This window comes from Salinarchaeum laminariae (assembly GCF_023204835.1).
Lineage (GTDB): Archaea > Halobacteriota > Halobacteria > Halobacteriales > Salinarchaeaceae > Salinarchaeum > Salinarchaeum laminariae.
Map to the genome: position 1 here is coordinate 136401 of NZ_CP096270.1, position 25790 is coordinate 162190.

The window sequence follows — 25790 nt, forward strand, 5'->3', positions numbered from 1 at the left end:
GGGGATGGTCTGCGTGACCAGATATTTATCTCCACGTCTGGATCGGTGTATCTATGGCCCAACGCGTCGGGCGGCGTGCCCTCCTCCAGTCGACGGCAGTCGGAATCGCCGGCCTTGCAGGCTGCACGACGTTCGGAGATCAGTCAACGTCGCAGACGCCGAAGTTTATCGATTTGACCGCAATCAACCTCCACGACGCGCCGCACACCGCACACGTCCGACTCGAACTCGACGGCGAAACCGTCTATCGAGAGTCCAAGCAGATGGCTGCTAGCGAATTGGATCATTCGCGCGGAGCCGTGTTCTCGGAGTATCCGACGACGGCCGAACCCTACGTCCTGTCCGCGTGGCGGGACGACCGCCCGGAAACAGACGCGAGGACCCTCGACTTCGCATCGTTCGACACAGAATGTCTCGCCGTGCAGCTGATGATTGGAACGTACGGACGTAACGTCGAGACTCCTCGGCTGGCCATCTACTACGGGTTCAACTGTTCCGCCAGTTCGTAGCGGTTGAGTCCGGAAACTGGTGGTGCAGGCCTATGTACATCCGCTAGGCACGGGGTCGCTGCCGGGTGATTTGCTCGTGTAGCGTGGCGTTTGCTAGTCCAAATGATCTGCATCTGGAAGCCCCCTCCCGCTCGTCGCGCCTAACTCGCTGCGCGCTTCGGCTCACTTCGCTACGCTCGTTCGCCTGCAGTGCTTGCGTCGGTACGCGCGACGAGCGGTCGGCCCCTTCCATTCCCACCCGATAGTGGCCCGTCGAGCCTCACGTCGATGCGTGGAGAAGGCGATCGCTCGAAACCCGAGGATCGTGGAAACTCGCTGCACTGTCGGTCACTCCTCGTCGAGGGACTCCTGCCACTCCTGCACTTTGCCCAGCAGTTCCACGGGCGGCGTCTCGTTCACGTCCAGGTCGGTCAGCTCCTCCAGAACGGCCTCGGTCTCGGGATCGAGCTGATCGCCAGCGTCGTCGCTCGACTCGGTCGTGGATTCACGCGTTCGCTGTGTCCCCATCCCACCATCCGCGCTCGCGGTTTTCAGCTCCCCGCTCCCCACGTCGAAGACGACCTGCTGGGGTTCGCCGTCCTGCCCGCCGCTCCCACCGGAGCCCCGGGCTTCGATCGCCTGCTCCTTCCTGAGCCGGTCGAGCACGTCGTCGGAGCGATCCACCACGGGCTCGGGAACACCCGCGAGGTCGGCGACGTGGATACCGTAGGAGCGATCGGTCGGTCCCTCGCGTACCGTGCGCAGGAACGTGACCTCGCCGTCGGTCTCCTCGGCAGCGACGTGGACGTTCGCGACGCGGTCGAGGTGGTCGGCGAGCGTCGTGAGTTCGTGATAGTGGGTGGCGAACAGCGTCTTCGCGCCGATCTCGTTGTGGAGGTACTCCGTCGCAGCCCACGCGATCGAGATGCCGTCGTAGGTCGCGGTGCCGCGGCCGACCTCGTCCAGGATGACCAGGGACTCCTCGGTAGCGGAGTGAAGGATGTTCGCCAGCTCCTGCATCTCGACCATGAACGTCGAGCGACCCTGGGCGAGCTCGTCGAGTGCGCCGACGCGGGTGTAGATGCCGTCGACGAGCCCGATCTCGGCAGCATCGGCGGGCACGAAGCTCCCGACCTGGGCGAGCAGGACGATCAGCGCCGTCTGGCGCATGTACGTCGACTTCCCGCTCATGTTCGGGCCCGTGACGATGACGAACCGGCGATCGTCCCCCAGCGACGCATCGTTGGGCACGAACGCCGTCGTGGTCTCGACGACGGGGTGGCGCCCGCGCTCGATCTCGACCGGGCCACCGGCGGGTCCGAGCTCCGGACGAACCCAGCCCTGCTCGGCCGCGTGTGTCGCCAGCGATGCGAGGGCGTCGGCGGTCGCGATCGCGCGGCCGGCGTCCTGCAGGAGTGCGGCCTCGCTTGCGACGGTCGCTCGAACTTCCTCGAAGATCTCGCGTTCCAGCTCCGCACGCTCGTCTTCGAGCCGCAGAATCTCGCGCTCGCGCTCCTCGAGCTCCTCGGTGACGAACCGGTCGTGGTTTTTCAGCGACTTGATCTGGCGGAACCGCTCAGGGACCTGGTCGGCCTCGGAGCTGCCGACCTGAACGTAGTAGCCGTCGGTGGCGTTGCGGTCGACGGTGACGTGCGTGAGCCCCAGTTCGTCGGAGACGCGATCGTCGAGCCCATCGATCCACTCGAGGGCGGCCTCGTGGCGCTCGACGACCTCGTCGAGTTCGTCGTCGTAGCCCCGCGCGATCAGGCCGCCCTCGGAGATGCTCGCGGGCGGCTCCTCGGCGAGCGCGGCATCGAGCTCCGCCCGGAGGTCCGCAGCCGCTTCCCGATCGGGGCGCTGGAGGATGGCGGGCAGCGGCGAGTCGGCGAGCGTCTCGTCGTCAGAGATCACCGCCTCGGCGGCGGGGAGGACGGCCAGCGCGTCGCGAACGCCGATGAGGTCGGCGGCGTCGGCGCTGCCGTGCGTGGCGCGGCTCGCGAGCCGGGCGAGATCTGCGGCCTCCGAGAGTTCTTCGCGCAGTCGCTCGCGTGCGAGCGCGGCGCCGCCCAGCGCGTCGACGGAGTCGAGGCGAGTCTCGATAGACTCTCGATCACGTCGGGGGCGCGCGAGCCACTCGCCGAGTCGGCGCCGGCCGGGGCTCGTGACCGTCTGGTCGATCCTCGCGAGCAGGGAGCCCTGTCGATCGCCCTGCATCGTCTCGGTCAGTTCGAGATTGCGCTGGGTCGTGGCGTCGAGAGCAACGTGTTCGCGGTCGCGGTAGCGCTGGAGCCGGGTGAAAGAGGCCAGCACGCCGGCGCCGGTCGTCTCGACGTAGTCCAGCGTCGCGCCGGCTGCCTGGACCGCGGGCGCGGCCTGCTCCAGTCCGACGCTCTCGACGGCGCCGTCGCCGAACTGCTCGCGGAGCCGGTGGGCGGCCGCACCGGGCGCGAACGCCTCGGCTTCGTGAAGCGTGAGCGTGGCGTCGAGGTCGTTCCTGAGCGTCGCGATCGCGTCGTCGTCCTCGCGGAGGTCGGGCCCGGGCAGCACCTCGACGGGATCGAACCGGGCGAGTTCCGCCAGGAGATCGCCGAGGTCGCCGCCGACGCCAGTGACGTAGAATCGGCCGGTCGTCACGTCCGCGAGCGCGACGCCGTAGCGGTCGGTCTCCTCCACGACCGTCGCGAGATAGCGGGCGTCGGCGTCCGTCGTCGAGAGGAGGGTCCCCGGCGAGACCACGCGAGTGAGTTCGCGAGAGTGATCGCCGTCTTCGTCGCGCTGATCGGCGACAGCGACGCGGTAGCCGCGCTCGACGAGCGCCTGGAGGTAGGGCGTCAGCTCCGAGAGCGGCACGCCAGCCATCGCGTACGACTCGCCGCCGGAGGATTTCGAGGTCTGCTTGAGATCCAGTTCGCGGCAGACCAGCTCGGCGTCCTCGCCGAAGAACTCGTAGAAATCGCCGACCTGCATCGCGAGCACGTCCGCGCCGGACTCTTCTTTGAGGGTCGCGAACTCGCCGACGATCCCCTCCGCTGCGTCCATGTCCGTGGGCAGACGGCTCGGCGGCAAAACGATGTGGGTTCCGGGGCGAAACTGAACCTGCGCCGACCGATCAGTGCGCCTGCGTCGACGGCCCGATCAGTGTTGCTCCTCGACGAGGAAGGCCATGATCTTGCGCTCGGCGGCGCGAACGTGCTCCTGAAACGTCGTGGAGCTAATGTCGAGCTCGTCCGCGATCTGTTCGCCGGTCTGCTCGCGGGGGCGCCGGTAGTATCCCGCTTTAAACGCCGTGCAGAGCACCTCTTGTTGACGATCGGTGAGCTCCTCGAGAATCACACTCTTGAGTTCCGCGTCGGAGAGAAGCGGCGTCGGGGCCGATTGCGTGCGTTTGGCCACGAGCTCCACTGCGTGCTCGTTCTCGAAGGATTCGACGAGTTCGCCGGGATCGTCCTCCGGAAGGACCTCCGCGACGATCTTGCCACCGCCCGGAGTCCCCTCGACGGTGGTGGGGATCGCACGTCGCTCGGCCAGATACTGCGCCGGGCAGCCGTCGGTCACGACGACCTCGACGAGGCTCCGCTGCTCGGCGTCGAGGATGACGCGAGCGCCGAAACCGTCGTTCTCGGAGACGCGCTCGACGAACACCTCGGGATCGCTGTCGAGGACGCTGAAGTACTCGGCCTGTCGCCCGTCCTCGCGGGGCAGTTGCTTCTCGAGGACGATCTCACACTCGTTGGACTGGGCCACGGAGACGAACGGGTAGATGGGCTCAGTTACGGCGAACTCGATTTCCACGACGCCGTCGTCGGAGGTCGATTGTGGGAGGGCCATTCCTCGATGGTTTTCACTCGCGATCCTTAACATTTGAGGCAGAACCTGCCGAGGAAAGGCACCATCGCATGCAGTCGGCCCGCAGTTAGCGAGTCACTGTATCCACTCTGTACAGTTCGACTTCTCCACTCGACCGCGTAACGACGTCATAGCCAGCAAACTGAAAGGAGAGTCGCGCAGGAGCGGTGGTCGAAGCGAACAGGTCGTCGAGCGAGTCGGCGTCGATCGACTGTCTGAGTGGCGGCAGTTCACGAACCGGCGTCCCGGAGGCATCACTGACGGCCTCACAGACGGTGACGCTCGTCGTTGCCGAGTCATCGACTGTAGTCGTCGCTATCGGCTGTCGATCGACGATACTACTCATACTACGATGTTAGAGTAGACCACGGGAATAGGTAACACCTTCTTGTGACGGTGATCACACGATGAGAGAACCCGAGTCGTATCCAGCCAGCATACACCATGGATCGGCGCACGTCGAACCTTCTCCTGATACCCCGACGTGCTTTTCTCCGGCCGCTCCATCGACCCTGACGTGACGATCGGCGTCTCGTTGCTGGCCGGCGTCGCCTTCGGTCTCGCGATGGCGGCGCCACCCGGTCCGATGAACGCAGTCATCGCCGAGGAGAGCGTTCTCCGTGGGTTCCCCGCGGGCGTTCGGGCCGGACTCGGCGCGATGACCGGCGATGCCATCTTCTGCGTCCTCGCCCTCGTCGGCGTCGTCGAGATCGTCGACCACGCGCCGACGCTCCGGGCGGGTATGGTCGGCCTCGGTGGCGTCCTCATGTGTCTCTTCGCGGTCGACGCAGCACGGAACGTCAGCGCCCCGTCGGCATCGACTGCTGGGACAGAGGGAGACGCAGGGCGACAGAAAAGAGGGGGAGAAGCAGACGGGGACGATGATCGATCGGCAGTGGACGCGGACGTCTGGGAGCGGGACGCCTCGGATCGAGACGCCCCCGATCAGACGTTCGCCAACCGAGACACACCCGTTCGGGCCGCCAGCGCGGACACCGACGAGGGCGCCACTGCAGACGCACCCGAGAACCGCCTCGGTCGCAGTACCGGGTTCCAGAAGGCGCTCGCGCTCTCGCTGACGAACCCCTACCAGATCGTCTTCTGGCTGACCGTCGGCGTCGGGCTACTCCGTCCCGGGACGCTCGATCTCGGTGCGGAAGCGCCCTGGCTCGCCGACGCCACCGACGCAGTCGGGATCGGCGGGTCGCTGGTCGTCGAGACCGGAAGCGTCGCGCTACTGGCCGGCTTTTTCGGTGGTATCGGGATCTGGATCACGAGCTATCCGGCGACCGTGGCAGCGATCGGGCGGCGGAGCGATCGCGCGTCGGCAGGGATCGCAGCGCTCTCGGCGATCGTTCTCGCGGGCTTCGGCGTCGTCTTCATTCTCGACGCGGCGACGGCGTTCTGGTGAGGCCGACGGTAAAAGAAAACTAGGCTGCCCGTGCAGGTTGCCCGTCCCTTGCGCCGCCTACGAGTCCATGACGAGTGGCTCGTACCACTCGCGGTTGGCCTGATACCAGTCGACGAACTGCTCGACGCCCTCGCGGATGTCCGTCGTCGGCTCGTAATCGATCAGCTCGCGAGCCTTCGAGACCTCGGAGTGCGTGTGGCGGGCGTCGGCCTCCTTGGCGTCGTCGTGGAGGACCTCCACGTCCGCGCCCGTAACGTCGATGACGTGCTCGGCGAGTTCGTTGATCGTGATGTTGTCCGTCGAGCCGACGTTGACGTCCTCGCCGTCGGCAGCATCGGTATCGAGCAAAGAGAGGTTGGCGCGGACGATATCGTCGACGTAGGTGAAATCGCGGGTCTGCTCGCCGTCGCCGTAGACGACCGGCGGCTTCCCGTTGAGACACCGCGAGACGAAGTTCGAGATGGCCATGTTCGGGCGCATCCGCGGGCCGTAGACGGTGAAGTACCGGAGATTCACCACCGGGAGGTCGTAGACGTCAGTCCAGACCTTGCCGTAGTGCTCCGCGGCGAGCTTCGTGACGCCGTAGGGGCTCTTCGGGTAGTTCGGATGCTCCTCGTCGTAGGGCAGGTAGTCCGGCCGGCCGTAGACCGACGACGACGAGGCGTTGATGACGCGCTCGGTGCCGTACTCATCGGCAGCCTGCAGGACGTGGAGGAACCCTGTCGTGTTGATCTCGTGGGGCGTGAGGGGATCCTCGACGCTCGTCCGAACGCCAGCCTGCGCGGCCTCGTGGAAGACGTAGTCGAACTCGTATTCGGCGAAGAGGTCGTCGACGGTAGATTGCTCCGTGATCGAACCGTCCACGTACTCGAACCGTTCGGGTGCCATCTCGCGGCATAGATCGACGTTGTGCTGCTTGATCCCGAGGTCGTAGTACGGAACGAACGGGTCCAGAACGACGACGTCGTGGCCCCGATCGAGGAGGCCCTGGGCGACGTTCGAGCCGATGAAGCCCGCACCGCCGGTGACGAGGATCGTCATAGCAGTCCCATCGGCCGCGTCCCGTTTGGTGATTGTGGTTCGTGGCTACGTGTTGGTAACCGGGATGCTGCACGCTGCAGTCGGCGGGTGATGGGTCTGTGATTTAGTTGGCTCAGGCTATTGCAGCTCTGGGTAGGTGGAACAGCACAGCAGACCGCCCCCGGATGCCGGGAGACCTTCGGTCTCCCGACGTCGCGGGCGTGGCCCGCGACAGCCCCCTCCTGCTCCGCTCGCGCGACTCGCTGCGCTCCTCGGCCTTCGGCCTGCGGTGCTTACGTCGTCGTGCTTCCCGGAGCAGTCGGCCCCTTCCGATGTCCCACACAGAGCCCGTCCCGGGGAGCAAAGCGCGGCGGTTGTTCGGGCGTACGTTGCACTGGGGTCGATCGCCGGCTACCGCTCCCTGGCGCGATCTGCCGGGTGAAGACCTGCCCAAATTCTCCTGGTGGGACTGGAAGGGGCCGACCGCTCGACCCTGCCCCGACGACGCAAGCACTGCAGCGAGGCCGAAGGCCGAGCGAAGCGCGCAGCGAGCCGCGGCAGGTCGAGCGGGAGGGGGCTTCCAAGCGGTTCGCTGTCCATGTCACTCCACGGTCAGCGGTTGCAATACTCAGTAATCGGATCGAGCACAAACGAACGCAGCGGCCGATCGCAGTAGAACCGAGACCTCCCGAACGGCGTTATTCCTTGCGCGGGAGGAAGGCCATCCCGATCAGCACGATGAAGGAGACGAGGCTGATGACGCTCGCGAGCGTCAGCCCGTCCATCCTGGTCTCGAAGTCGTTCTTGTCCTCGTGTTGCTCGAGGTAGGCGTCGATGCCGGACACGGAGGTCGCTATGTCGACCGTTCCATCACCGGGAATGTGGACAGTGAGGTTCTGTCCGTTGATGTTCGAGCGAGAGGTCTGTCGCGCAATGCGCTCGACCTCGGCCGGATCCGACCAGCTGACGGAGACGCTATCGTTGGTCACGGAGTCGACGCGAACGTCGCGGGACTCGTTGCCGCTGCCGGTGGTGAGCATCGAGCCGTTCTCGACGTCGACGCGCTCGAAGGCGTCGTAGTTCTCGAGATCGACGTAGTTGCCACCGTCGTTGACGATCCAGTTTCCGTCGCCGTCTGTGAAGACGGAGACGTTGCTGTCCTCACCAGGGGTTTCGAGCAGAGTGAAGGAGTTCGTGGAGGCGGTCTGGGGGATCCGCACCCAGTACGAGCTGTTCTCGTAGGTGACCGTCGTTCCGCCCGGTTCCGCTGCGTGGGTCCATTCTTCAGACGAGCGCGCTTCCTCGTCGGTCCAGACGAGCTTGGCAGTCGGCTGCCCGCGCTGGGAGCCAAAGCCAGTCACCTCGTACTCGCGATCACCGAGCGTGACCATCTCACCCTGGGCCGCACTCTGATCGGGATTGTCCATGGTGGGCTCTGGTGGCTCGGCGACCGTAGCGTACGTGAACGCGCCCGCGGCGACGAGCAGAAAGACCAGCCCATAGACCGCCGCTGCACGACCTTGCATGTCTGCCGAATTGCTTACCCCCGGGTAAAACCGTTGCCTTTCGACCTCCCAATCGCCACCTGCCGGTGCGACTGCCGGCCCCGTATACCGGGGGCTGCCGGGGTGGTCGTGGGGCTATGGAGACTCTGCGAGGCCAGAGTGAGAGGCGGAGGACCAACGAGAGAGGTAGAGAGAACCAGAAGGCGAGGAAGGGACCAAGAAAAACGTAGATCGAGAGACCGAGAGTTCGACCCCGCAGGCCGCTCAGTTCTCGCCGACGGACTCCAGCAGTCCACGCATGTAGCCGATCGCCCAGAGCCGGCCCTTGGTGTGGTAGCCGGGGTTCGAGTTGTCCTCGCCGGCCATCGTCGGGACGTGATCGGGGCGGATCGGGCCGTCGAACCCGACGTCGTCGTAGGCCTCCATCACCGCGAGCATGTCCGTCGGCCCGTCGTCGTGCCAGGTCTCCACGAACGCGTCCGCGTCGCCGCGAACGTCCCGGAAGTGGGCGAAGTTGATCCGGTCGCCGAAATGCCGGATCGTCTCGGGGACGTCGACGCCCATCGCGGCGAAGTTGCCCTGACAGAACGTTATCCCATTGTACTCCGACTCGACGACGTCGAGCACGCGGTCGTAGGCTTCCACGCTGTTGACGATCCGCGGGATTCCCTTCACGTCCTCGCGCGGCGGGTCGTCGGGATGGAGTCCGAGTGTGACGCCGGCCTCCTCCGCGACGGGGACGACTTCCTCGAGGAAGTGCTCGAGGTTCGCCCAGAGTTCCTCGTGAGTCACGTTCGCGGCCTCGTGCGGGGAGGTGCCGGGCATGTCGGCGACGTCGTACTCGCTGGTGAGCGAGCCGCCGCGGGCCTCGACCGTGACGTTCGTGCGCGCCCAGCGGATGCCGGCCATCCAGTCGTAACAGATGGTATCGATGCCGAGGTCGCCGCAGTCCCGGAGGAACTGCTTGAACTGCTCGATCTCGGCGTCGCGGCCCTCGAGACCGAGCCGCGTCGTGTCGGTGACGGGCACCGATCCCTCGATGACGCCGATCTCGATGCCGGCGTTCTGGAACCAGTTCTGCATCCCCTGGAGACGGTCGTGGTTCCACTCGGTCCGATCGTCGCCGATCTCGAGGGCGTGGACGACGGCGGTGTCGACGCCGACCTGTTTGGCGAGGTCCCAGCGATCGTCCGGCTCCGGCGGCATGACGAGGGCGAGTTCGACCATATCGATTCTGGCGCGCGCCCGGGTATCAGTGCTGCGAAGGTGGAAGCTGCGAAGGTGGAAGCTGTGAAGGTGGAAGCTGTGAAAGTGAACGGCGACTGCGGAGAGAGTAGAGAACCGCGACAGCCGTGGGCAGTGGGAATCTGAGAACTCAGCCGGACCACTCGAGCCCGTCCGGCGATCGCGGCGGCTCCAGCGGGCTCGCGGGCACGGACCCGTCGTCCTCCGGATCGTTGTAGCCACGCGGCGCGACGTCGTTCGCAGCGTCGGGACAGAACAGCGACGCGAGCGCGTGGAGATGCTCCCGTCCGGCGCCCAGTTCGAACTGGCCGCCGAGGTAGACGTCGATGCCGGCCGAGGCGCAATGCTCGAAGGCCTCGAAGAGCGACTCGACCGATCCAAAGCGGGAGGGTTTGACGTTCAGCCAGCCGGTCTCGGGCAGCTCGGCCATGTCGCTCACGTCGTGAACCGGCGCGTCCCAGGCGATGCGGTCCCACTCATCGGCGAGCACCGGCTCCGTCTCGTCGGTCACCGCCGGGTCCTCGATGACCGCGTCCGGGAACCCATCGAGCACGCGTCGGTAGAGCTCTGGATCGCCGGGGTTGTCGACGTCGGTGCCCTCGTAGTGGCCTTTCAGATCCACGGTGCGGACGGCACCGGTGTCGGCGAGCGTCCGGACCAGATCGTCTTCCCACTCCGCCGTGGCGTCGAGTTTGAACTCCCGAGCAGGGTCCTCGGCGAGCAGCGTCTCGACGCGATCGGCCGTCGGCGGCTCGCCGAGCCGGGTGCTGATCACGAACCGAACCGGGTCGTAGCTGGCGTCGAGCGCCGACGCGAGCGTTTCGTCGGCCTGCTTGAGCGCGAGGTCGAGCGCGGCGCTCTCGAACCCCCAGCGTCGGTAGTGTCGGAACTCCTCGCTATCGGGCTCGTCGTCGGGGAAGAGATCCAGATCGCCGACGATCTCCGAGAAGGTGCCCACGTCGCACTCGCCTTCGAGCGGCGGCGGGCCGGTTCGCTGGAGCGCATCGTGGTGGCTCGTCTCGTACGTGACGTCTTCGCCGACGCCGACGTGGCCCTTCCCCGAGAGGCGAATCTCTGTGGAAACGCGCGTGAAGTCGGAGGTCGTCTCGCCCTCGAGCCGTCGGAGCTCGCAGTCGGTGATCGAAACGGGCAGGCTCGCGAGCGCCTCGTAACCGTCCATACCGCCCGTTGCTGCGCCGGGTACCTAACCGTTGTTGCGTGGGCACTCGAGCGGTCGCTTCCACGCCCGGAGGGCCGCCCGTAACGGACTGCGGAGACTGGAAGGGGCTGAGTGACTGAGCGAACGGAGGGAACGGAGAGTGGCTGATTCCGACCGAATTCTAGAACGATTCCGAATGGAGTCGGGACGGACTCCGAACCTATCTTGAAAATTACTTTTCCCCGATCCAGTTGCAGCACCGATCGTAATGACACGACGCGCACTGCTGGTCTGTCTGGTTGTACTGTGTACGATCGCGGTTCCGCTCACTGGCGGCGTGCTCGCCGCGGGACCGGACGCCACGGCGGCACAGGACGACGGGATGGAGAACGGATCGATGACAGATGGTGGAATGGAGAATGGCTCCACGAGCGATGGCGGCATGGAGAACGGGTCGATGGATGACGGGATGGGGAACGACACGATGAGCGACGACGGCTCGATGGACGGCGACGGTTCCATGCAGAACGACTCGATGGACGACGACAGTATGGGGAACGATTCCACGAGCGGCGACAGTGACATGAGCGGCGAGGACGGAATGGACGACGGTCAGATGGACGGAGAGGACATGAACGACGACGCGATGAACGACTCGGCGGACTCCAGCGACGGTTCGCTGTCGCTCAGGAACATCGGCGCCATCGCGATCGGCGGCCTCGTCGTGCTCGGCGGCATCGGCATCTACGTCACGAAAGAATAGATGACCACACCACTCCAGCCGAAGCGGACGGCCTTTTTCGCGACCGTCGCGGGCCTCGCCGGGCTCGCGCTCGGTTACGCGAGCGGCGGCTGGACCAGTCAGTACTACGCCGTCGTCGTCTCCGAGTTCGTCACCGAGTGGACGCCCGCAGCGGCGATGAACTGGGCGATCCAGGAGCTTGGCTCGACCGCCGAGACGCTACAGGTGCTCGGCGCACTGGTACTCGCGTTCGCACTGCTGGCCGCCATCGCAGCGTTCGGACTGCTGCTCGGCTATCGGCGTCCGAAAGGACTACTCATCGGTGCCCTGTTTTCGGCCCTTCTCGCGGGTGCAATTGCCGCGTACCTGACCGGGAACGCGCTCCAGACGGTCACGGTCGCAGTTGGCGTCGGCATCCCGGTCGCCGTCGGCGAGAGCGGTGCCCGCGTCGGCCTCGACGGCAAGGGCGAGCCGTTGCAGGTCGATCCCGGTCGCCGGGAAGCCGTCGGGGTGATCGGCGCCCTCCTCGGCGTCGGAATCATCTCGTCGGTGCTCGGCGATTACGTGACGAATCAGGCGCGAGCGATCGACGCTGAAGGTCCCGCCAACGCCGAATCCCTCCGCGAGCGCGTGGAAGCTGCCCAGGCCGCGAGCCTCGGGATCGAGGGCGTCCAGCCGCCGATCAGCGAGATCGGGGGGTTCTACACGGTCTCGAAGAACACCGCGCCCGAGATCGTCGATCAGGAGAGCTGGACGCTCTCGATCACCGGCAGCGTCGAGGAGACGGTCGAAATCGACTACCAGGAGCTGCGCGATCGACCCGCCGAGGACCGGTTCGTCGCGCTCCGGTGTATCGGCGACTCGCTCAACGGCGACCTCCTCGACACCGCGCTGTGGACGGGAATCCCGCTCTCGAGACTCCTCGATGAGGCCGGGGTCGAAGCGAGCCACGTCGAGATGCACGCCGCCGACGGCTACGTCGCGAGCGTCCCCGTGGAGACCCTCGAGAACGGGTTCCTCGCCTACGGCATGAACGGCGAGGTGCTCCCCCGAACGCACGGTTTCCCCGCCCGAATCCACCTGCCGGGAACGTGGGGCGAGCTAAACGTCAAGTGGATCGAAACGATCTACGCCACCGACGATCCGGTCGAGGGGTTCTACGAGGAGGCCGGCTGGAACGGCCACGCCCGCGTCCCCGGCGTCGCAAAGATCTGGACCGATCCCGCGAACGAGCTCGACGACGGCCGCCTCGAGGTCGGCGGACACGCCTACGCCGGCGACCGCGGCGTCGATCGCGTCGAGGTTTCCGTCGACGGCGGCGAGACCTGGAACGACGCCGAGCTGGCGGATCCGCCGCCCGGCGACGACGTCACGCGGCAGTGGCGCTACCGCTACGAGGCCGACGCCGAGCACGAGGTCGTCGCCCGCACGATCGACGGCGAGGGAAATCGCCAGCCACAGGAGCGAAGCGACGCGTTCCCCTCCGGGCCGAGCGGCTGGGTCAGCAAGACGGTGAACCCGTGACTGGGGCAGTATTGGTCGGACGAATCGTCGCTGGAGCGGATGAATCACGGGTGGCCGCGGAGGCCCGCCGTCCGCCAGCCACGAACGCCAGGCCACTTCCGTGCAACCGAGACCCCCTGCATCTATCATCCCCGACCGTGAACGCCCGAGGCGAGACGTGTATGGAGCAGGCGCTGTGGTACCTGTTCGTCGGCACCCGCGGCGGATCGACCCGCGTGGCGATCGTCCGCGCGATCGACGAACGGCCACGGAACGCCAATCAGCTCGCTGAGACCATCGAGATGGATTACAACACCGTGACTCACCACCTCGACAAACTCGAAGAGCACGACGTCGTCGAGTGCGGCCAGGAGGGGTACGGCGCACTCTACTTCCTGACCGATCAGTTCGAGGCCCACCGGGAGACGTTCCAGGAAATCCTCGACGCCGCGAGAGGTGAGGAGTGAGCATGGTCGACCCACTCCTCGTCGCCACGGTGGTCTCCACGCTGAACATCGCAGTGCTCGCCGTGCTCACGGCAATCTGGGCGAAGAACTACCGGGAGTTCCGCACCCCGCTGGTGCTCGGGCTGCTCGTGTTCGGGCTCGTCCTCCTCGCGGAGAACGGCGTGGCAATCTACTTCTTCTTCAGCATGAAGATGCTCTACGCCGCCGATTCGACGGTGCAGTCCGCCGTCGCGGTGCTCCGGGCAATGCAGTTCGTCGCGCTCGCGTTCCTGGCCTGGGCGACGCTGCAGTAACGTCCCCTCCAGCGAGTCGATCGGTCGGGAAAACGGATGCTTGAACCGTAACTGCGCAGTTACTCCGCAGCGTCGTCGGGACCCTCGGGCGTCGCAGGGGCCGACGGTTCGCTCGCCTCGGCCTCTGCCTTTGCGGACTCCGCAGCTTTCGCAGCCTCCGCCGCGTCGGCGACGCCGCGGCGGCGGACGATTCCGACGTTGTTCGCAACGCGCTGGGTGATCTCGCCGAACGCCGCCGCGGCGTCGGAGTCTTCGTCGAGGACGATCGGCCGGCCGTCGTCGCCGCCCTCCCGAACCGCAGGATCGAGCGGGATCGATCCCAGGAACGGCATCTCGTGAACGTCAGCGAACTGCTCACCGCCGCCGGCGTCGAAGATGTCGTGCTCACCGCCGCAGTCCGGGCAGACGAAGGTCGACATGTTCTCCGCGATGCCCAGCACTGGCGTCTCGTGCTTCCCGAACATCTCGAGGCCCTTCCGCGCGTCGTCGAGTGCCACGTCCTGTGGCGTCGTCACGATCACCGAGCCCGTCACTGGCACGGACTGCAGGAGGGTGAGCTGCGTGTCGCCCGTACCCGGCGGCAGGTCCACGACCATGTAGTCGAGGTAGCCCCACTCGACGTCCTCCCAGAGCTGGGTCAGGACCTTGTGGACCATCGGTCCCCGCCAGATGACGGGGTCGTCCTCGCCGACGAGATAGGCCATGCTCATCAGCTTCATGCCGTACTGCTCGGGCGGAACCAGCGTCTCGTCGCGCGTCGCTCGCGGCGGCTCGTCGGCCTCGACCATCCGCGGGACGTTCGGCCCGTAGACGTCCGCGTCGAAGAGCCCCACCTCCGCGCCCATGTCCGCGAGCCCGGCAGCGAGGTTCACCGCCACGGTGGACTTCCCGACGCCACCTTTGCCGGAGGCGACCGCGATCACGTTCTCGACGCCCGGCAGAATATCTTCTTCCGTTCCCCCGCTCCCGTCGTGGATCTCGGCGTCGAGCTCGACGGTCAGCTCCGTGTCCGCGAGCGCTTCGCGGACTTTCGCCGCCATCGCCGTCTCCGTCGGCGAGTAGGGCGCACCCAGTGCCAGCGAGACGTGGACGGTGTCGCCCTCGATCTCGACGTCGTTGACCAGCCCGAGCGAGACGATGTCGTCCCCGAGATCGGGGTCCTCGACGGTCGCGAGCCGCTCCCGCACCGCTTCCTCGTTCATGCGTCGGGATAGGCGACGAAGCGGCGATAAGGCTTGTCGTCTGGTGAGATTGTGGGCGTCGCGTCGGTGGGGCAGTGTGGCACTACAATGAGAGAACGGAAGCCTCAAGTGCTATTCCGGTTGTAGAATGGGCTGCGGGCTCGTAGATCAGCGGTAGATCGCTTCCTTCGCAAGGAAGAGGCCCTGGGTTCAAATCCCAGCGAGTCCACTTCCTCACTCGCTACGCTTCGTTCGTCAGTGAACTCGCTGACCTTCGCAAACGCTTCGCGTTTGCTCAGTCCCAGCGAGTCCATTCCACTTTTTACTCCCTCGGGTTTCCTCGCGAGCCGAAGGCTCGCCGATAGACGTTCCTGCTCGTCGCTTCGCTCCTGCGCAGGCTGCGACTATCGTGCCCGCGCTCGCTTCGCTCGCGCGGACGCTGCGGGAACCACTCGGTCGCAAAAACTTGGGGAAAAACGACGCCCTCGCTGCTCGCTACGCTCACAGCGAGAGAACCGCGCTCATTGCGTTCGCGCGGATGCTCTTGCCCGCACCGCTACCTAGTCCAAGACCTATCGCGCACCGATGCGAAAGCGAGGTGCTCTTGGGTGCGTCGGGGCGATCGGGGAGCTGTGCAACGTCGGCCTGGCTGAGCCAGACCTTCTTGTCGTCTCGGTTGTCGTGCCCGCGGTGATTCATGTCCGGGTAGCCCGTTAACCGCTCAGCTTCGGTCCCATAGATAGGCGTTTGGGGCGGTGGGCGACATGATCGTCTCGGATTCCGTCCGACTTGTACTACTTTCCGGACGGCGTTATCCGGTCACCGCGAATTCTTCTGCAACCTGCTCCTCGCTACCGTCCTCGAACCGGGCGACTGCGCGGAACCGGTCGCCCGTTTCGATTTCCTCGAAGAGGAGTGGGCGGTCGTCCTCCTCGTTTCCAGCGAGGTCGTATTCGCCCCCTTCCTGGTAGACGACAATCTCGATACCTTCGTGGAAAATCGCCACCGATTCGGCGTGCCCCACTGTGAGGTCGAGGTCGACAAGATACCCCTCCAGAGGAGCCATCGATCCGAACCAGAAACTCGCCGAGGGGTCTGGCTGCTCGTTCGTGTTTTCTCCACCCGAGCTGTCGTCCTCAGTGTTCTCGCAGTCATAGCATCGATCGTACACTGTTTCTCGGCTCCCATCGGGAAATACTGCAACGAGTTCGAAGAGATCGCCTGGTTCCACGTCCTCATCTACCACTTTGAGGTTATTGGTATCCGACGTGAACGTCGTGATCTCTCTCCCGTTCCTTTCAACAATTACACTTTCAGCATCGAGGAGAGAAACCTGGACTTCTGCAGAAACGGTGGTTATGGACGGTGAAATGAGGATTGAGCCCACCGGAGAGGTATATCGTTGGACGTTATTATCCGCTGAATCGCCGTCCCCGTCGCTCTGCAATGCTCCAATACAACCCGAAAACAGCGCAGTTGATCCGACCAATCCCCCGAGGATTTCGCGGCGTGATCGCATAACCGCACGCACCAACGAACGAACCTTGATTGTTGCGAACCGCCCTGGCGATCGGCTACTGAATCCAGGCGTCGTATCGATACTCGAAGCCGGTCAATGAATCGGACATCGGGATGTCGATGCTAACCGTGTAGGATCTCAATTGGTCGCCAGGGACGGTGACAGACTTCCGCTGGGTATGGGTGTCTCCCCCTTCTACGTCAACCTGAGCTACCAGCGTACCCGATTTAGAATCAGATCCGGTATTCTGAATTTGAGCACCAATCTCGACGTTCCCCATTGCGGTGTTTCTCGAGTCCCTTGAAACCACTTTGAGTTCGCCACTGACGGCCTTGTCTGCTTCTTCTAAAATCCCCGCACAGCCAGAAAATAGGGCAGTCATTCCAACCATTCCACCAATGAAGTTGCGTCGGGATCGCACGACCGACTCCACAAACTAATTTACCTTGATTGTTGCGAACCGCCCTGGCGATCGGCTACCTGTCGCGCTTCAGTTTGTCGGCGTCAATCTCGTCGGCGAGGTAGGCGCTGCCGCAAACACGCGAGCCGAGGCGATCGAGAGCTCAATCCGGCACTACCTTGGGGACAAGCAGAATCGGCAGGAACACTGGGACAAGAATCCGTCGGAGGTCATGCGGCTCCTGAATACGTCGTAACTGTCGATCACTAACTATCCGAGGGTCAGATAGGCATCAATCATCAGCGGCTAGCCCCAATGTTAGATTGCTCAAGAAGGGGGTTCATCCCAAACCAAGATCACATATCTTCCGTATAATCAAAAATTGAGTATACCAGGTACCCAGTCAGGATAGTGGAAACAGACAATAATATCAACTGATATAAAAAAATGACAATCTGGCTGACGTTAACTGTGATGGGTATTTCAATCAATGAGATTATTGGGAGAAATACTCCGAAAAATAGCAAAGCAGTAGATGTCCAAATTACTTTGATGAGGGGGAAATCGCCGGTGGTATGGGCATTTTCCCAAGCTGCATCAACTCTACTAAAATCCTTCTCCAATTCTATCAATATATCAGTAATGGAGTATAGGTTCCGGCCAGTATGTCTTTCTGGGATCAATCGGTGATCTTCCCGATCAGAGTGGAGCCATTCAAGAATCGGGTTGTCTGAAATCCCAGGTGCATTAATTGCAAATATATTGGCCTGGGCAACCCCCGTCTCTGACTCATCAGGGTCAAAACCTGAGAGTTCGGTTAGTTCATGAGTCAACTGACTCATCATGTTGGAATTATACTTCGTCTCCTTAGAGAGGAAGTCAATTGACTCTTTTATTTTATTGTAATCTTTTGAATCTAGCGTAAAGCCGCCATCTGAGATATTACTTGTAGGGCCGATTTTGCTAGTGAACCAGTGAATTCTCGCAACCTGGGTAGCTAGAACAGGCAGAGCCCAGTATCCTTTCGATGTCCAAGGGATGTATTCTTCCGGATCGGCGTTTTCCGACTCTTCGATAATCCGTTTTTTAAGTTCCTCCGGTGTCGACTCAAGTTCAGCCACCTTTGGACTTCCTGGAGCATAATGAGTATCAGGAGGTCCCTGAAGCTGGCCACAAATGTAAGCGAGGACTCTTTCGTACTTGTCTCGAAAATCAGCCATTTCCTCCTTGAGAACCTCCTGATTTTCTCTAGATTTCTGTTTTTCAAGTTGATAAAGGACGCTGGCGATAGCAACAATTATGCCTGTAATCGCTGCAGATGCTTGAGCCAGTGTCGAAAAGAACCACTCCATTCGATTTGAGCCGAGATTACAAGAGAGTGAATGTCAATATTTTGGCGGAGATCAATCGTTGCGTTTCAGCTCATCGGCACTGATCTCCCCATCAAGGTAAGCACAACCGCGTTCGGTGATCTGGTAGAGTCCCCGATCCCTGTCGTAATACTCCAGAAGGTCGCCGTCGTCCAATTCTCGAAGTCGACGCCGGACGTGGGTGAGTCCGTATTCGATGTTTGCCTCTATTGTCGATGGACTCGCTACGAGCGACCGGTTTACTTCGTTCAGTAGAAACTCCAGAATCGCATCATCTGCTCTCGTCATCCAGTCCACCAGAGGCCGTCACATTCTGTCGACCCCTAAGCGGAACCTGGCGCGGTGCAAAAGTTCTCCCTCCCGACGGCTGGCATCGACTACGTTCCCACCGTGGCACGTAACAACACCTCCAGTTTCACCGAGCTTCAGGGGTCCCTACTCAACAGCCCACGCTCACTCAATGAATGGATGTATTCGAGACCCAACGACGCATCCCTGAAGTACAGAAGACGGTTCACCCCGCGGTGGTCTTAATGAGCGTGCTGAATCCCAACGCAGCGCTCGCCGTAGGCTATGAGCCCGAGGACGAGCAATGACGTGCCCCGACTGCGGCGCTCCTCGCGTCCGCGAATCCTCCAGCTGCCCGTACTGCCCCGAATGCGGGTGGTCGAAGTGTTACGGTGGCACAGCGTAAGCGAAACCCACCACACAGATCGCCACCATAGCACCCTGAATCGCCCACAGCAATTAACATCGATAAGCAGAATGGCTAGTGACCATGGCAGACAATGGTCATGGCGATCCCGACGACCTTCCAGTCGTGACCATCGAGGAGCTCTTCGACGCCGAGACGATCGAACGCTACCCTGAGGCGGCAATCGTGGTCGTCGACGGCGAACCGCGCTACGACCCCTACGCCGAGTTCGCGATCGACGAGAACGACTGATCGAGTTCCACCAGGAATCAGCGATCTGTTCGTCCAGCGTTCCCTGCCGAAACAGCTTCTCCGTGACCGATCCACGGGAAACTGCACTCCTACGGACTGGTCCAGTGCGACCGTGAAAGCGCAAAGAAAAATGATCGGCTGCAGCGGGGACTCTCGCTGCGCTACTCCCAGTCCGCGACCGCACTCGCGACGGCCTCGACGATTGCGTCGGCGTGCTCCGTCCGCTCTTCGGCGGGCTGGCCGATCCAGACGCCGTTCTCGCTGGCGCGGTTCGCGAGCACGTCGGGATCGCGTGCCGAGAACTTTCCGTTGGCCACCTCGGCCCGGGCGGCATCTGCGGGCAGGTGGTAGTTGATCGCGTCGACGACGCTCTGCTTGACCGACTCGGACGCGCCGCCGCCCACGCGAATCTGGTTGGTGCAGATGCCGTGGAGGCTGACCGCGTAGTCGTACTCATCGGTGAGCAGGGACTCCAGCTCCGGGAAGGAGGTGGGGCTGATGGCGTCGCTCGGGACGTGCCAGCGCAGGAAGGCGCCGCCATCTGGTCGATAGCCGAGAGCGCGCCAGACGCTGGTGTCGGCGTCGACCGTGGCGTGGAGGTCGCTGGCCTGCTCGGCCGTGTGGGGCTCGACGTCGCCGCCGTGGGGTGCGAGGATCGCGAGGTCGGTGCCGTCGCCGGCGCTGTCCTCGATGAGCTCGCCGTTCTCCTGAGCGTCGGCGATCGAGCTGTCGCTGACGACGGCGGGATCGACGGTCGCGTCGAACGTCTCGTCGACGAGATCGGAGATGCCGAGCAGTTCGGGACAGCCCTGGCCGTAGTCGCCGACCTGCGCCCAGGCCGTGTTGGCGATGTCGAGGCGAGCCCGCGCTCGGCGGTTCATCCGCACGGTTTTCGCGTCGGCTTCGGTCATCGCGGCGGCGATCGTGTAGATGGCGCGGTCGTCCTCGCGATGGAGCCGCACCTGATCGCCGACGGAGACGTCGAGATCCGCGAGCAGCTCGGGATCGAGCGTGATCTGCGTGTACCGGTCGTCGTCGATGGGATGGCGGCCGCTCGCGAACTCGACCGTGACGTCGGCCGCGTTCGCGGAGGGGCCGATGGACTCCGCCGACGCGAGATTCGAGTCGGTCAGTCGTCGGACCGTGTCCGCCGCGCCGACGCCGACGCTCCCGAGGACCGGGATGCCGAACGTCGCCGCGAGGACCGATCGTCGTGAGGATACGATGCTACTGTCGTCCGCTGTGTCGGTAGTGTCGTCCATGTCTCGTGATGTGATTGCTAACTGCTCTGCGGGTCGTCAGTCGTCGGTGTCGTCGAAGGTCGGGCCGGCCGGTCTGGGTCGCTTGGCGATGCCTCGCTCGCCGCCGGGGCGGTCGCCGTCCTGCCGTCGGTCGACGTCGTCGCTGGTCGTTTGGCTACTGTCCTTCTCGTCGCGGGCACTGCCACCGCCGGCCGTGCTCGCGTCGATGTCGTCGAGGTCGATGGGGTCGGGACCGGCGTCGTCGCTGCCGACGTCGCCGGCAGCGGGGCCGTGTTCGATCTGCTGGCGTGCCGCGACGCGCTCCTCGATCGCGGTCTCCACGTCGCGCATGAAGCCAGCGACGGTGTTGCCCATCAGGACGACCGGCCGGCCGCCCTCGAGCGCCTCGTCGAGAACCCGATCCGCGTCGGCGTCGGGCTCGTTCTCGACGACGGGGAAGTCGGCCTTGCGGGCGAACGGATCGGTGTTCTCACCGACGACGTGGGCCCGTTCGATCGCCCCGTCCTCGGCGAGCGCGTCGAGATAGGAGACGAAGGCGTCGGATCGCGCACGTCGATCCCGCCGCAGGTAGACGACGGGCTCGATCACCGGCGCGTTCTGGCGGGCCAGCGACCGGCGGATGGCCTCCGTGCTCTCCACGTCGTTGACGGAGGCGGCGTTGAACACGCGGCCCTGGGGAAGCTGGGTCCACTCGACGTCCATCTCCTCGAGGTAGCCCTCGAGAACCCGGCCGCCGATCGGCTCGCCTTCGACCCTGTGGATCAGCGCGTCGACCGCGTAGACGACCTCGGCGCCGGGGATCGACTCGCGAGAGTCGGGGAGGCTGACGTGCGTGAGCGGGCAGTTTCGCCGGTTCAGCTCGCCGGAGAGCACCGATCGGATCCGCTCGTCCTGCTCGCCGCTGATGACGCGCGTCCCCTCGGGCACCGATCGCGCCAGCGCCTGGGCGATCGCCGTCCGGTCGCGCCCGAGCGTGTCGCGGTGATCCTGGCGGACGTTCGTGAACAACACGACGTCGGGATCCGCGAAGTAGCGGTTGAACACCCAGTTGGTGTAGTCGCTGATCGCCTGATTCTCGAGGATCAGCACCTCCGGGGTGCCGTGTTCGCGGAGCTCGCGCTCGTTTTCATAGAGCGTCACCGACCCCTCGCGGTCGATGGGGTGTTGCTCGCCGTCGCGCAGACATTTCGGGTGGTTGCCGGTGATCTTCGCGAGCACGTCGTACCCCCGGCGCTCGAACGCCTCGTAGAGATACCGCGTCGCGCTGGACTTGCCGCGGACACCGGAGACGACGATCGTGATCTCGACGTCCTCGAGCCGATCGCGGTGACGGCTGCCTCGGCCCAGCAGCGAGCGCAAGCGCCGGGTGGCCGTCTCGACGAGCCGGCTCACGAGTCGACACCTCCGCGGAGACCGCCGAGATCGGCGGGCCGGCTCTCCTCGAGCACGACCAGCTCTCGGAGTCCCAGCACAGTCACCAGCCCACCGACGACGAGCACGGGGATCGTGGGGCCGACGGCCGGGTTCGACGCCACCGCCCAGAAGCCGGCGAGGAACCAGACGAAGACGGCGCCGGAGATCGTCAGCGCCGCTCGTCGCTCGGCCGGCGGCACGCGGTGGACGTTGTAGCCACCGACGCCGGTCAGCAGGCCGAGGAAGAGAAGGACGAACCCGGGGAGCGCCGGGCCGACTGCGCCGATCCCGAGAGCGAGAACGATCCCGATGGCGATACCCAGCGAGAGGAGCACCCGCCCGTAGACGAGCGTCGCGTGCGCGACGACGCTGAGGAGTGCGAACACGATCGCGATCCCGGCGACGTAGGTCGCCAGCGCCGCGGGATACTGGAGCGTGAACAACGCGACGAGCGGGAGCGCCGCCATGCCGGTCAGGCGGACGCCCCAGCGCGCGTAGATACCCTCTGTCACGCCGATCCCGAGCAACAGTCCCAGCGTCCCGATCCAGTGGGGAAGCGCGGGGTCGTACCGGTACGTCGGCACGGCGACGTCGCGAGCCCCTGCGACTGCGGAGTGCTCGCCGACGAGGATCGCGGGCGTGTTCGTGCCGATCAGCGATCCGGTCGTCGGATTGACCAGCATGTAGCCGACTGCGAGGAGGCTCGCGATCCCCGCGAGGCTCGCGAGGACGTCCCGCCGTCGCTGGGTTCGATCCTCACGCGAGTAGTTGTAAGCGGCGACGCCCGGCAGGATGCTTCCGACGAAGGCCACGTGGACCGGGCCCGTCGGGTTCACCGCCGAGAGAAGGCTGATCGCCGCGACCGGAACGAGCGCTCCGGCGACGATCCCAGCGATGAGGAGACTCCGACCGAAGAGGAGCGTCCACCGGCGGAGCGCGAGGATCGTCGCGTACGCCACTGCCACACCGAAGACTGCCAGGGGAAACATCGAGAACTCGTAGAGGACGTACACGGCGGTCATCGGGACCACGACGACGCCGGACAGCCGCACGTCGGCGAACTGGACGGCGACGACGCTGTACGCCAGACCGAGCAAGACGATGAGACTCGCGACCAGCATTGTCAGCGGGGACCCGCTGTGGGGAAGCGGTCGTCGTGCCGTGGCCAGGGCGCCCGGGCTTGGATAGACCGTGGCTGTGACGCCTGGGAACGAAGCGACTGTGGCCGGGGCGCCCGGAACTGGGGCGCCTGGGACTGGGCCAACTGTGCCCGGGTCAGTGGCGACCGGGTCAGCCCTGGTCGAGTCGGCAGCGAAGCGATACCTGTCGCTATCGAGTGGCAGTGCGTGTGCATCGGTTGGAGGGTCTCCGGATCGGCATCCATTCGGACGTTATCGACCTACATAAATTTGCGCTGTTTTTGTTGTAACAATGTTTTCGCGCTGGGTCGTCGAACGTGGACGCCGCGTCCTCGAATCGGACCCGAATCCAAATCTATCAGTTATAGTACCGTAACTGGATAAACGTCCAGAAGCCTACGAACAGGAGGTAGAAGGCATAGAAACGGACTTCTTCATTGTCTGACGCGAGTATGACGCGATCGAGAGTACGTACGCATCTATATGTCTACACGTCCTCCGCGCTCGGCGCTCCTCGCGAGTGCGTCGAGCACCCGCGCGTTCCCCAGCGTTTCCTCGCGGTCGACCAGCGGCCCCTCCTTCCGCTCGATCGACGCCGCGAACCCATCGGCTTCCAGCCGGTAGTGATCGACCGGGTCGAACGTCTCCGTGACCGTTCGGCCCTCGACCGACCACGTCAGCCCCACCGACTCGTCAGCTTCGGGCCCGAACGCGGTGCGGGCCTCGAGCCAGCCGTCGACGGCCTCGACGCGGTAGCGCTCGACGTTCGGCGAGTCGAACCCGCAATGGACCCGACCGGTGACGCCGTCGCCGTACTCCAGGATCCCCGAGAGCTGCGTGTCGACGCCCGAATCGCGAGTATCGGCTGCACTGGCGTAGACGCGCTCTGGCTCGCCGAGGAACCCCCGTATCGCGCTGACGGCGTAGCAGCCGACGTCCATCAGGCTGCCGCCGGCGAGCTCCGGTTCGAGCCGGATGTCGTCCTCGTGGCCCGGCCAGCGCATGTTGAACGTGAACGACGCCGTCGCGGAGCGGATCTCGCCCAGCTCCATTTCGACGATCTCGCGGGCGCGGATCGTGCGCGGGTGGAACCGGTACATGAACGCCTCCATCAGCGTGACGCCGGCGTCCTCGCAGTAGTCGAAGAGGTCGGTGGCCTCCATTTCGTCGACGGCGAGGGGTTTCTCACAGAGGACGTGGAGGCCGTGGTCGGCGGCCCGGCGGGTCCACTCCGCGTGGAGCGCGTTCGGAAGCGGGTTGTACACCGCGTCGATCCCCTCGTCGGCGAGCAGCGCCTCGTAGCTGCCGTAGGCTCGCTCGATGCCGAGATCGTCGGCGACCGTGCGGGCGGTCTGCTCGTCGCGGGAGGCGATCGCGGCGACGGAGTGCTCGCTCTTCTGGATGCCGGGAATCACGTCCTCCGTGCCGATGGCCGCCGTGGAGATGACGCCGAAATCCATGGACAAAACGACGGCGACGACGAGGATAAAGCTACGGCGTGGCCGCGTCGGGCAGCCGCGCCGCCATCCGCGCTCCCACCCGCACCTCGCGCTCCACCCGCCCCTCGCACTCCACCCGCACCTTCACTTTCACTCCACTTCAGGCACTCATCCTTTAGGGTGCGTACCAAACGGTCCTCATCATGCCCGCACGCGTCGACATCGAGATCGAGAACCGCCACGACCGCTGGCGGTACGTCTGCCCGATGGGCCATCGCTCCTGGGAGCCGACGAACCACCACTTCTGGTGCAAGCTCTGTGCGAATCACGAAGACGACGATGGAACGTTCGACGCACTGCTCGACCGGAAGACCGACGAACTGCTCCAGCGCGAGGAGGTCCGGCTGCTCACCGAGGCTGGCCCCTACGACGGCGACTTCGACCGGCGCGAGTCCGTCTGATCGACGACCACGCGCCCGGGCTCACTCGCGATCTGCCGCGTACTGCTCCAGAAATCCGACCAGCCGATCGTTCAGCGGCCGCGATCGCTCGACGGTAACGAGGTGGCCAGCGTCGGGGAACGCGAGTCGCTCGGTCGTGGGGAGTAGCTCCGCGAGCCGGTCGGCGTTGACTGGCGGGACGACGGCGTCGGCACCGCCGTGGACGACCAGCGTCGGCTCGGTAAGCTCGTAGAGTGGCCACTCCCGTTCCCAGGACGTGAACGCTGGCGCCTGCACGGCCCAGCCCGCACGGTCGGCGTCCTCCTCGGCGCGCCACTCGGTAATCCCCTCGATCACGTCGGGATGCTCGGCGACGAACTCGGGAGAGAGCACGTGCGAGAGCGAGCTCCTGAGCGCTGCGTTGTCGTCCGCGGGCGCGTAGAGTGCGTCCACTAGCCGGTCCGTGCGACCGACAGCGTCGTCCCCGCCCGGAGCACCGCCGGACTGGGCACCGTTGGGAGCAGGCATCGTCCCCTCGGGCAGCCCCGGGGTCGTCGAGACGAGCGTCAGCGACCGGGCCCGTCCGTACTGTGTGGCGTGTTCCAGCGCGACGTGCCCGCCGAGTCCGCACCCGACGAGGTGAACCCGTCGGGCCTCAGCGTCTGCAAGCACCGCTTCGAGGTGCGCAGCGAGCGTCGACACGGTAGGAGCCGGCGGAGCGTCGTCGGTCGGCAGCGGGCCGCCCAACTCGCCAGTACCCGGCAGCTCCATCGCGATCGCCCGGAACGGGCCGGCAACGGCGGGAACTTGCCAGCTCAACTGCCAGGGGCCATAGCCCAGCGTCGGCACGAACGCGACGGCCTCGCCACTGCCGGCGGTCTCGTAGGCGATCTCGACGCCGCGGTTGGTCACAGTTGGCATGAGCGCTACAGAATCGTCGTTCGGGAGCAGCCTACTGAAACGGCAGGGTTCGCAAGCGGTGCGGTCAGGCTCCAGGCGCGA

The 25790-nt window shown here is 64.8% G+C and carries 25 protein-coding genes and 1 tRNA gene; 9 read left to right on the plus strand and 17 right to left on the minus strand.

Annotated features, from left to right (window positions below; genetic code table 11):
* The first annotated feature begins 53 nt into the window (after window positions 1-53).
* Entirely contained in the window at window positions 54-509 is a 456-nt protein-coding gene (locus MXF70_RS00750) for a hypothetical protein (protein WP_248516680.1), read from the plus strand.
* 327 nt (window positions 510-836) lie between these two features.
* On the opposite strand, the gene mutS is transcribed toward MXF70_RS00750, so the two are convergent.
* From mutS to MXF70_RS00765, 3 genes are all read right to left on the minus strand, one after another.
* Window positions 837-3527 carry a DNA mismatch repair protein MutS gene (mutS, locus tag MXF70_RS00755; RefSeq protein WP_248516681.1) on the minus strand — a complete coding sequence of 897 codons (2691 nt, stop codon included), beginning with the start codon at window positions 3525-3527 and terminating at the stop codon, window positions 837-839.
* A 96-nt stretch (window positions 3528-3623) separates the two neighbouring features.
* A complete protein-coding gene (locus MXF70_RS00760) occupies window positions 3624-4316 on the minus strand; it encodes a helix-turn-helix domain-containing protein (RefSeq protein ID WP_248516682.1) in 693 nt (230 codons plus the stop codon).
* Between the two features lie 85 nt (window positions 4317-4401).
* Window positions 4402-4680 (minus strand): HalOD1 output domain-containing protein, encoded by a 279-nt coding sequence (locus MXF70_RS00765; RefSeq protein ID WP_248516683.1) that lies wholly within the window; start codon window positions 4678-4680, stop codon window positions 4402-4404.
* 171 nt (window positions 4681-4851) lie between these two features.
* Here MXF70_RS00765 and MXF70_RS00770 point away from each other — a divergent pair, with 171 nt between their 5' ends.
* A complete protein-coding gene (locus MXF70_RS00770) occupies window positions 4852-5745 on the plus strand; it encodes a LysE family translocator (RefSeq protein ID WP_375140822.1) in 894 nt (297 codons plus the stop codon).
* A gap of 57 nt (window positions 5746-5802) precedes the next feature.
* On the opposite strand, the gene MXF70_RS00775 is transcribed toward MXF70_RS00770, so the two are convergent.
* The 4 genes from MXF70_RS00775 to MXF70_RS00790 form a co-directional block, all read right to left on the minus strand.
* Entirely contained in the window at window positions 5803-6786 is a 984-nt protein-coding gene (locus MXF70_RS00775; RefSeq protein WP_248516684.1) for a GDP-mannose 4,6-dehydratase, read from the minus strand.
* 677 nt (window positions 6787-7463) lie between these two features.
* Complete coding sequence (locus MXF70_RS00780; RefSeq protein WP_248516685.1) at window positions 7464-8291, minus strand: DUF8231 family protein; 828 nt, start codon at window positions 8289-8291, stop codon at window positions 7464-7466.
* A 243-nt stretch (window positions 8292-8534) separates the two neighbouring features.
* The gene (locus MXF70_RS00785; RefSeq protein ID WP_248516686.1) at window positions 8535-9497 is read right to left on the minus strand and encodes a mannonate dehydratase; all 963 of its coding nucleotides are present in this window, start codon (window positions 9495-9497) and stop codon (window positions 8535-8537) included.
* Window positions 9498-9645: 148 nt separating this feature from the next.
* Window positions 9646-10695: an enolase-like domain-containing protein gene (locus MXF70_RS00790; RefSeq protein WP_248516687.1), complete on the minus strand. Its 1050-nt coding sequence runs from the start codon at window positions 10693-10695 to the stop codon at window positions 9646-9648.
* A 247-nt stretch (window positions 10696-10942) separates the two neighbouring features.
* Here MXF70_RS00790 and MXF70_RS00795 point away from each other — a divergent pair, with 247 nt between their 5' ends.
* The 4 genes from MXF70_RS00795 to MXF70_RS00810 all read left to right on the plus strand — a co-directional run bounded on the left by MXF70_RS00795 (window position 10943) and on the right by MXF70_RS00810 (window position 13679).
* Entirely contained in the window at window positions 10943-11437 is a 495-nt protein-coding gene (locus tag MXF70_RS00795; protein ID WP_248516688.1) for a hypothetical protein, read from the plus strand.
* Window positions 11438-12940 carry a molybdopterin-dependent oxidoreductase gene (locus tag MXF70_RS00800; RefSeq protein ID WP_248516689.1) on the plus strand — a complete coding sequence of 501 codons (1503 nt, stop codon included), beginning with the start codon at window positions 11438-11440 and terminating at the stop codon, window positions 12938-12940. It begins immediately after the preceding gene.
* Between the two features lie 161 nt (window positions 12941-13101).
* Window positions 13102-13386, plus strand: a complete 285-nt coding sequence (locus MXF70_RS00805; RefSeq protein WP_248516690.1) for a winged helix-turn-helix domain-containing protein — start codon at window positions 13102-13104, stop codon at window positions 13384-13386.
* Between the two features lie 2 nt (window positions 13387-13388).
* Window positions 13389-13679: a DUF8036 family membrane protein gene (locus MXF70_RS00810; protein ID WP_248516691.1), complete on the plus strand. Its 291-nt coding sequence runs from the start codon at window positions 13389-13391 to the stop codon at window positions 13677-13679.
* Between the two features lie 59 nt (window positions 13680-13738).
* Here the strand turns inward: MXF70_RS00810 and MXF70_RS00815 are convergent, their stop codons facing one another.
* On the minus strand, window positions 13739-14881 hold the full coding sequence (locus tag MXF70_RS00815) for an Mrp/NBP35 family ATP-binding protein (RefSeq protein ID WP_259370377.1): 1143 nt from the start codon (window positions 14879-14881) through the stop codon (window positions 13739-13741).
* 136 nt (window positions 14882-15017) lie between these two features.
* Here MXF70_RS00815 and MXF70_RS00820 point away from each other — a divergent pair.
* Window positions 15018-15089: transfer RNA gene (locus tag MXF70_RS00820), tRNA-Ala, on the plus strand.
* Between the two features lie 582 nt (window positions 15090-15671).
* Here MXF70_RS00820 and MXF70_RS00825 read toward each other — a convergent pair.
* The 4 genes from MXF70_RS00825 to MXF70_RS00840 all read right to left on the minus strand — a co-directional run bounded on the left by MXF70_RS00825 (window position 15672) and on the right by MXF70_RS00840 (window position 18446).
* A complete protein-coding gene (locus MXF70_RS00825) occupies window positions 15672-16379 on the minus strand; it encodes a hypothetical protein (RefSeq protein ID WP_248516692.1) in 708 nt (235 codons plus the stop codon).
* Window positions 16380-16434: 55 nt separating this feature from the next.
* Complete coding sequence (locus MXF70_RS00830; protein ID WP_248516693.1) at window positions 16435-16761, minus strand: hypothetical protein; 327 nt, start codon at window positions 16759-16761, stop codon at window positions 16435-16437.
* Between the two features lie 374 nt (window positions 16762-17135).
* Window positions 17136-18131 (minus strand): hypothetical protein, encoded by a 996-nt coding sequence (locus tag MXF70_RS00835; RefSeq protein ID WP_248516694.1) that lies wholly within the window; start codon window positions 18129-18131, stop codon window positions 17136-17138.
* 51 nt (window positions 18132-18182) lie between these two features.
* Window positions 18183-18446: a winged helix-turn-helix domain-containing protein gene (locus MXF70_RS00840; protein ID WP_259370378.1), complete on the minus strand. Its 264-nt coding sequence runs from the start codon at window positions 18444-18446 to the stop codon at window positions 18183-18185.
* 481 nt (window positions 18447-18927) lie between these two features.
* Here MXF70_RS00840 and MXF70_RS00845 point away from each other — a divergent pair, with 481 nt between their 5' ends.
* On the plus strand, window positions 18928-19095 hold the full coding sequence (locus tag MXF70_RS00845) for a hypothetical protein (RefSeq protein ID WP_248516695.1): 168 nt from the start codon (window positions 18928-18930) through the stop codon (window positions 19093-19095).
* 161 nt (window positions 19096-19256) lie between these two features.
* Here the strand turns inward: MXF70_RS00845 and MXF70_RS00850 are convergent, their stop codons facing one another.
* The 4 genes from MXF70_RS00850 to MXF70_RS00865 all read right to left on the minus strand — a co-directional run bounded on the left by MXF70_RS00850 (window position 19257) and on the right by MXF70_RS00865 (window position 24369).
* A complete protein-coding gene (locus MXF70_RS00850; protein ID WP_248516696.1) occupies window positions 19257-20357 on the minus strand; it encodes a poly-gamma-glutamate hydrolase family protein in 1101 nt (366 codons plus the stop codon).
* 36 nt (window positions 20358-20393) lie between these two features.
* Window positions 20394-21749 (minus strand): Mur ligase family protein, encoded by a 1356-nt coding sequence (locus tag MXF70_RS00855; RefSeq protein ID WP_248516697.1) that lies wholly within the window; start codon window positions 21747-21749, stop codon window positions 20394-20396.
* On the minus strand, window positions 21746-22891 hold the full coding sequence (locus MXF70_RS00860; RefSeq protein ID WP_248516698.1) for a poly-gamma-glutamate biosynthesis protein PgsC/CapC: 1146 nt from the start codon (window positions 22889-22891) through the stop codon (window positions 21746-21748). Before MXF70_RS00860 ends, MXF70_RS00855 begins: the two co-directional genes overlap by 4 nt.
* Before the next feature lie 497 nt (window positions 22892-23388).
* Entirely contained in the window at window positions 23389-24369 is a 981-nt protein-coding gene (locus tag MXF70_RS00865) for a Gfo/Idh/MocA family protein (protein WP_248516699.1), read from the minus strand.
* Between the two features lie 182 nt (window positions 24370-24551).
* Between MXF70_RS00865 and MXF70_RS00870 the strand changes: the two genes are divergently transcribed.
* The gene (locus MXF70_RS00870; RefSeq protein ID WP_248516700.1) at window positions 24552-24809 is read left to right on the plus strand and encodes a hypothetical protein; all 258 of its coding nucleotides are present in this window, start codon (window positions 24552-24554) and stop codon (window positions 24807-24809) included.
* Window positions 24810-24830: 21 nt separating this feature from the next.
* Here MXF70_RS00870 and MXF70_RS00875 read toward each other — a convergent pair whose 3' ends face one another.
* On the minus strand, window positions 24831-25709 hold the full coding sequence (locus tag MXF70_RS00875; protein WP_248516701.1) for an alpha/beta fold hydrolase: 879 nt from the start codon (window positions 25707-25709) through the stop codon (window positions 24831-24833).
* Between the last annotated feature and the right edge of the window lie 81 nt (window positions 25710-25790).

Excerpts from the sequence above, each read along its gene's own strand:
- MXF70_RS00760 (WP_248516682.1), bottom strand. The coding sequence starts at position 4,316 with ATGGCCCTCCCACAATCGACCTCCGACGACGGCGTCGTGGAAATCGAG.
- MXF70_RS00805 (WP_248516690.1), top strand. The coding sequence starts at position 13,102 with ATGGAGCAGGCGCTGTGGTACCTGTTCGTCGGCACCCGCGGCGGATCG.
- MXF70_RS00785 (WP_248516686.1), bottom strand. The coding sequence starts at position 9,497 with ATGGTCGAACTCGCCCTCGTCATGCCGCCGGAGCCGGACGATCGCTGG.
- MXF70_RS00750 (WP_248516680.1), top strand. The coding sequence starts at position 54 with ATGGCCCAACGCGTCGGGCGGCGTGCCCTCCTCCAGTCGACGGCAGTC.
- MXF70_RS00795 (WP_248516688.1), top strand. The coding sequence starts at position 10,943 with ATGACACGACGCGCACTGCTGGTCTGTCTGGTTGTACTGTGTACGATC.
- MXF70_RS00800 (WP_248516689.1), top strand. The coding sequence starts at position 11,438 with ATGACCACACCACTCCAGCCGAAGCGGACGGCCTTTTTCGCGACCGTC.
- MXF70_RS00780 (WP_248516685.1), bottom strand. The coding sequence starts at position 8,291 with ATGCAAGGTCGTGCAGCGGCGGTCTATGGGCTGGTCTTTCTGCTCGTC.
- MXF70_RS00860 (WP_248516698.1), bottom strand. The coding sequence starts at position 22,891 with ATGCTGGTCGCGAGTCTCATCGTCTTGCTCGGTCTGGCGTACAGCGTC.
- MXF70_RS00830 (WP_248516693.1), bottom strand. The coding sequence starts at position 16,761 with ATGACTGCCCTATTTTCTGGCTGTGCGGGGATTTTAGAAGAAGCAGAC.
- MXF70_RS00850 (WP_248516696.1), bottom strand. The coding sequence starts at position 20,357 with ATGGACGACACTACCGACACAGCGGACGACAGTAGCATCGTATCCTCA.
- MXF70_RS00865 (WP_248516699.1), bottom strand. The coding sequence starts at position 24,369 with ATGGATTTCGGCGTCATCTCCACGGCGGCCATCGGCACGGAGGACGTG.
- MXF70_RS00775 (WP_248516684.1), bottom strand. The coding sequence starts at position 6,786 with ATGACGATCCTCGTCACCGGCGGTGCGGGCTTCATCGGCTCGAACGTC.
- MXF70_RS00810 (WP_248516691.1), top strand. The coding sequence starts at position 13,389 with ATGGTCGACCCACTCCTCGTCGCCACGGTGGTCTCCACGCTGAACATC.
- MXF70_RS00790 (WP_248516687.1), bottom strand. The coding sequence starts at position 10,695 with ATGGACGGTTACGAGGCGCTCGCGAGCCTGCCCGTTTCGATCACCGAC.
- MXF70_RS00835 (WP_248516694.1), bottom strand. The coding sequence starts at position 18,131 with ATGGAGTGGTTCTTTTCGACACTGGCTCAAGCATCTGCAGCGATTACA.
- MXF70_RS00845 (WP_248516695.1), top strand. The coding sequence starts at position 18,928 with ATGGCAGACAATGGTCATGGCGATCCCGACGACCTTCCAGTCGTGACC.
- MXF70_RS00825 (WP_248516692.1), bottom strand. The coding sequence starts at position 16,379 with ATGCGATCACGCCGCGAAATCCTCGGGGGATTGGTCGGATCAACTGCG.
- MXF70_RS00875 (WP_248516701.1), bottom strand. The coding sequence starts at position 25,709 with ATGCCAACTGTGACCAACCGCGGCGTCGAGATCGCCTACGAGACCGCC.
- mutS (WP_248516681.1), bottom strand. The coding sequence starts at position 3,527 with ATGGACGCAGCGGAGGGGATCGTCGGCGAGTTCGCGACCCTCAAAGAA.
- MXF70_RS00765 (WP_248516683.1), bottom strand. The coding sequence starts at position 4,680 with ATGAGTAGTATCGTCGATCGACAGCCGATAGCGACGACTACAGTCGAT.
- MXF70_RS00815 (WP_259370377.1), bottom strand. The coding sequence starts at position 14,881 with ATGAACGAGGAAGCGGTGCGGGAGCGGCTCGCGACCGTCGAGGACCCC.
- MXF70_RS00870 (WP_248516700.1), top strand. The coding sequence starts at position 24,552 with ATGCCCGCACGCGTCGACATCGAGATCGAGAACCGCCACGACCGCTGG.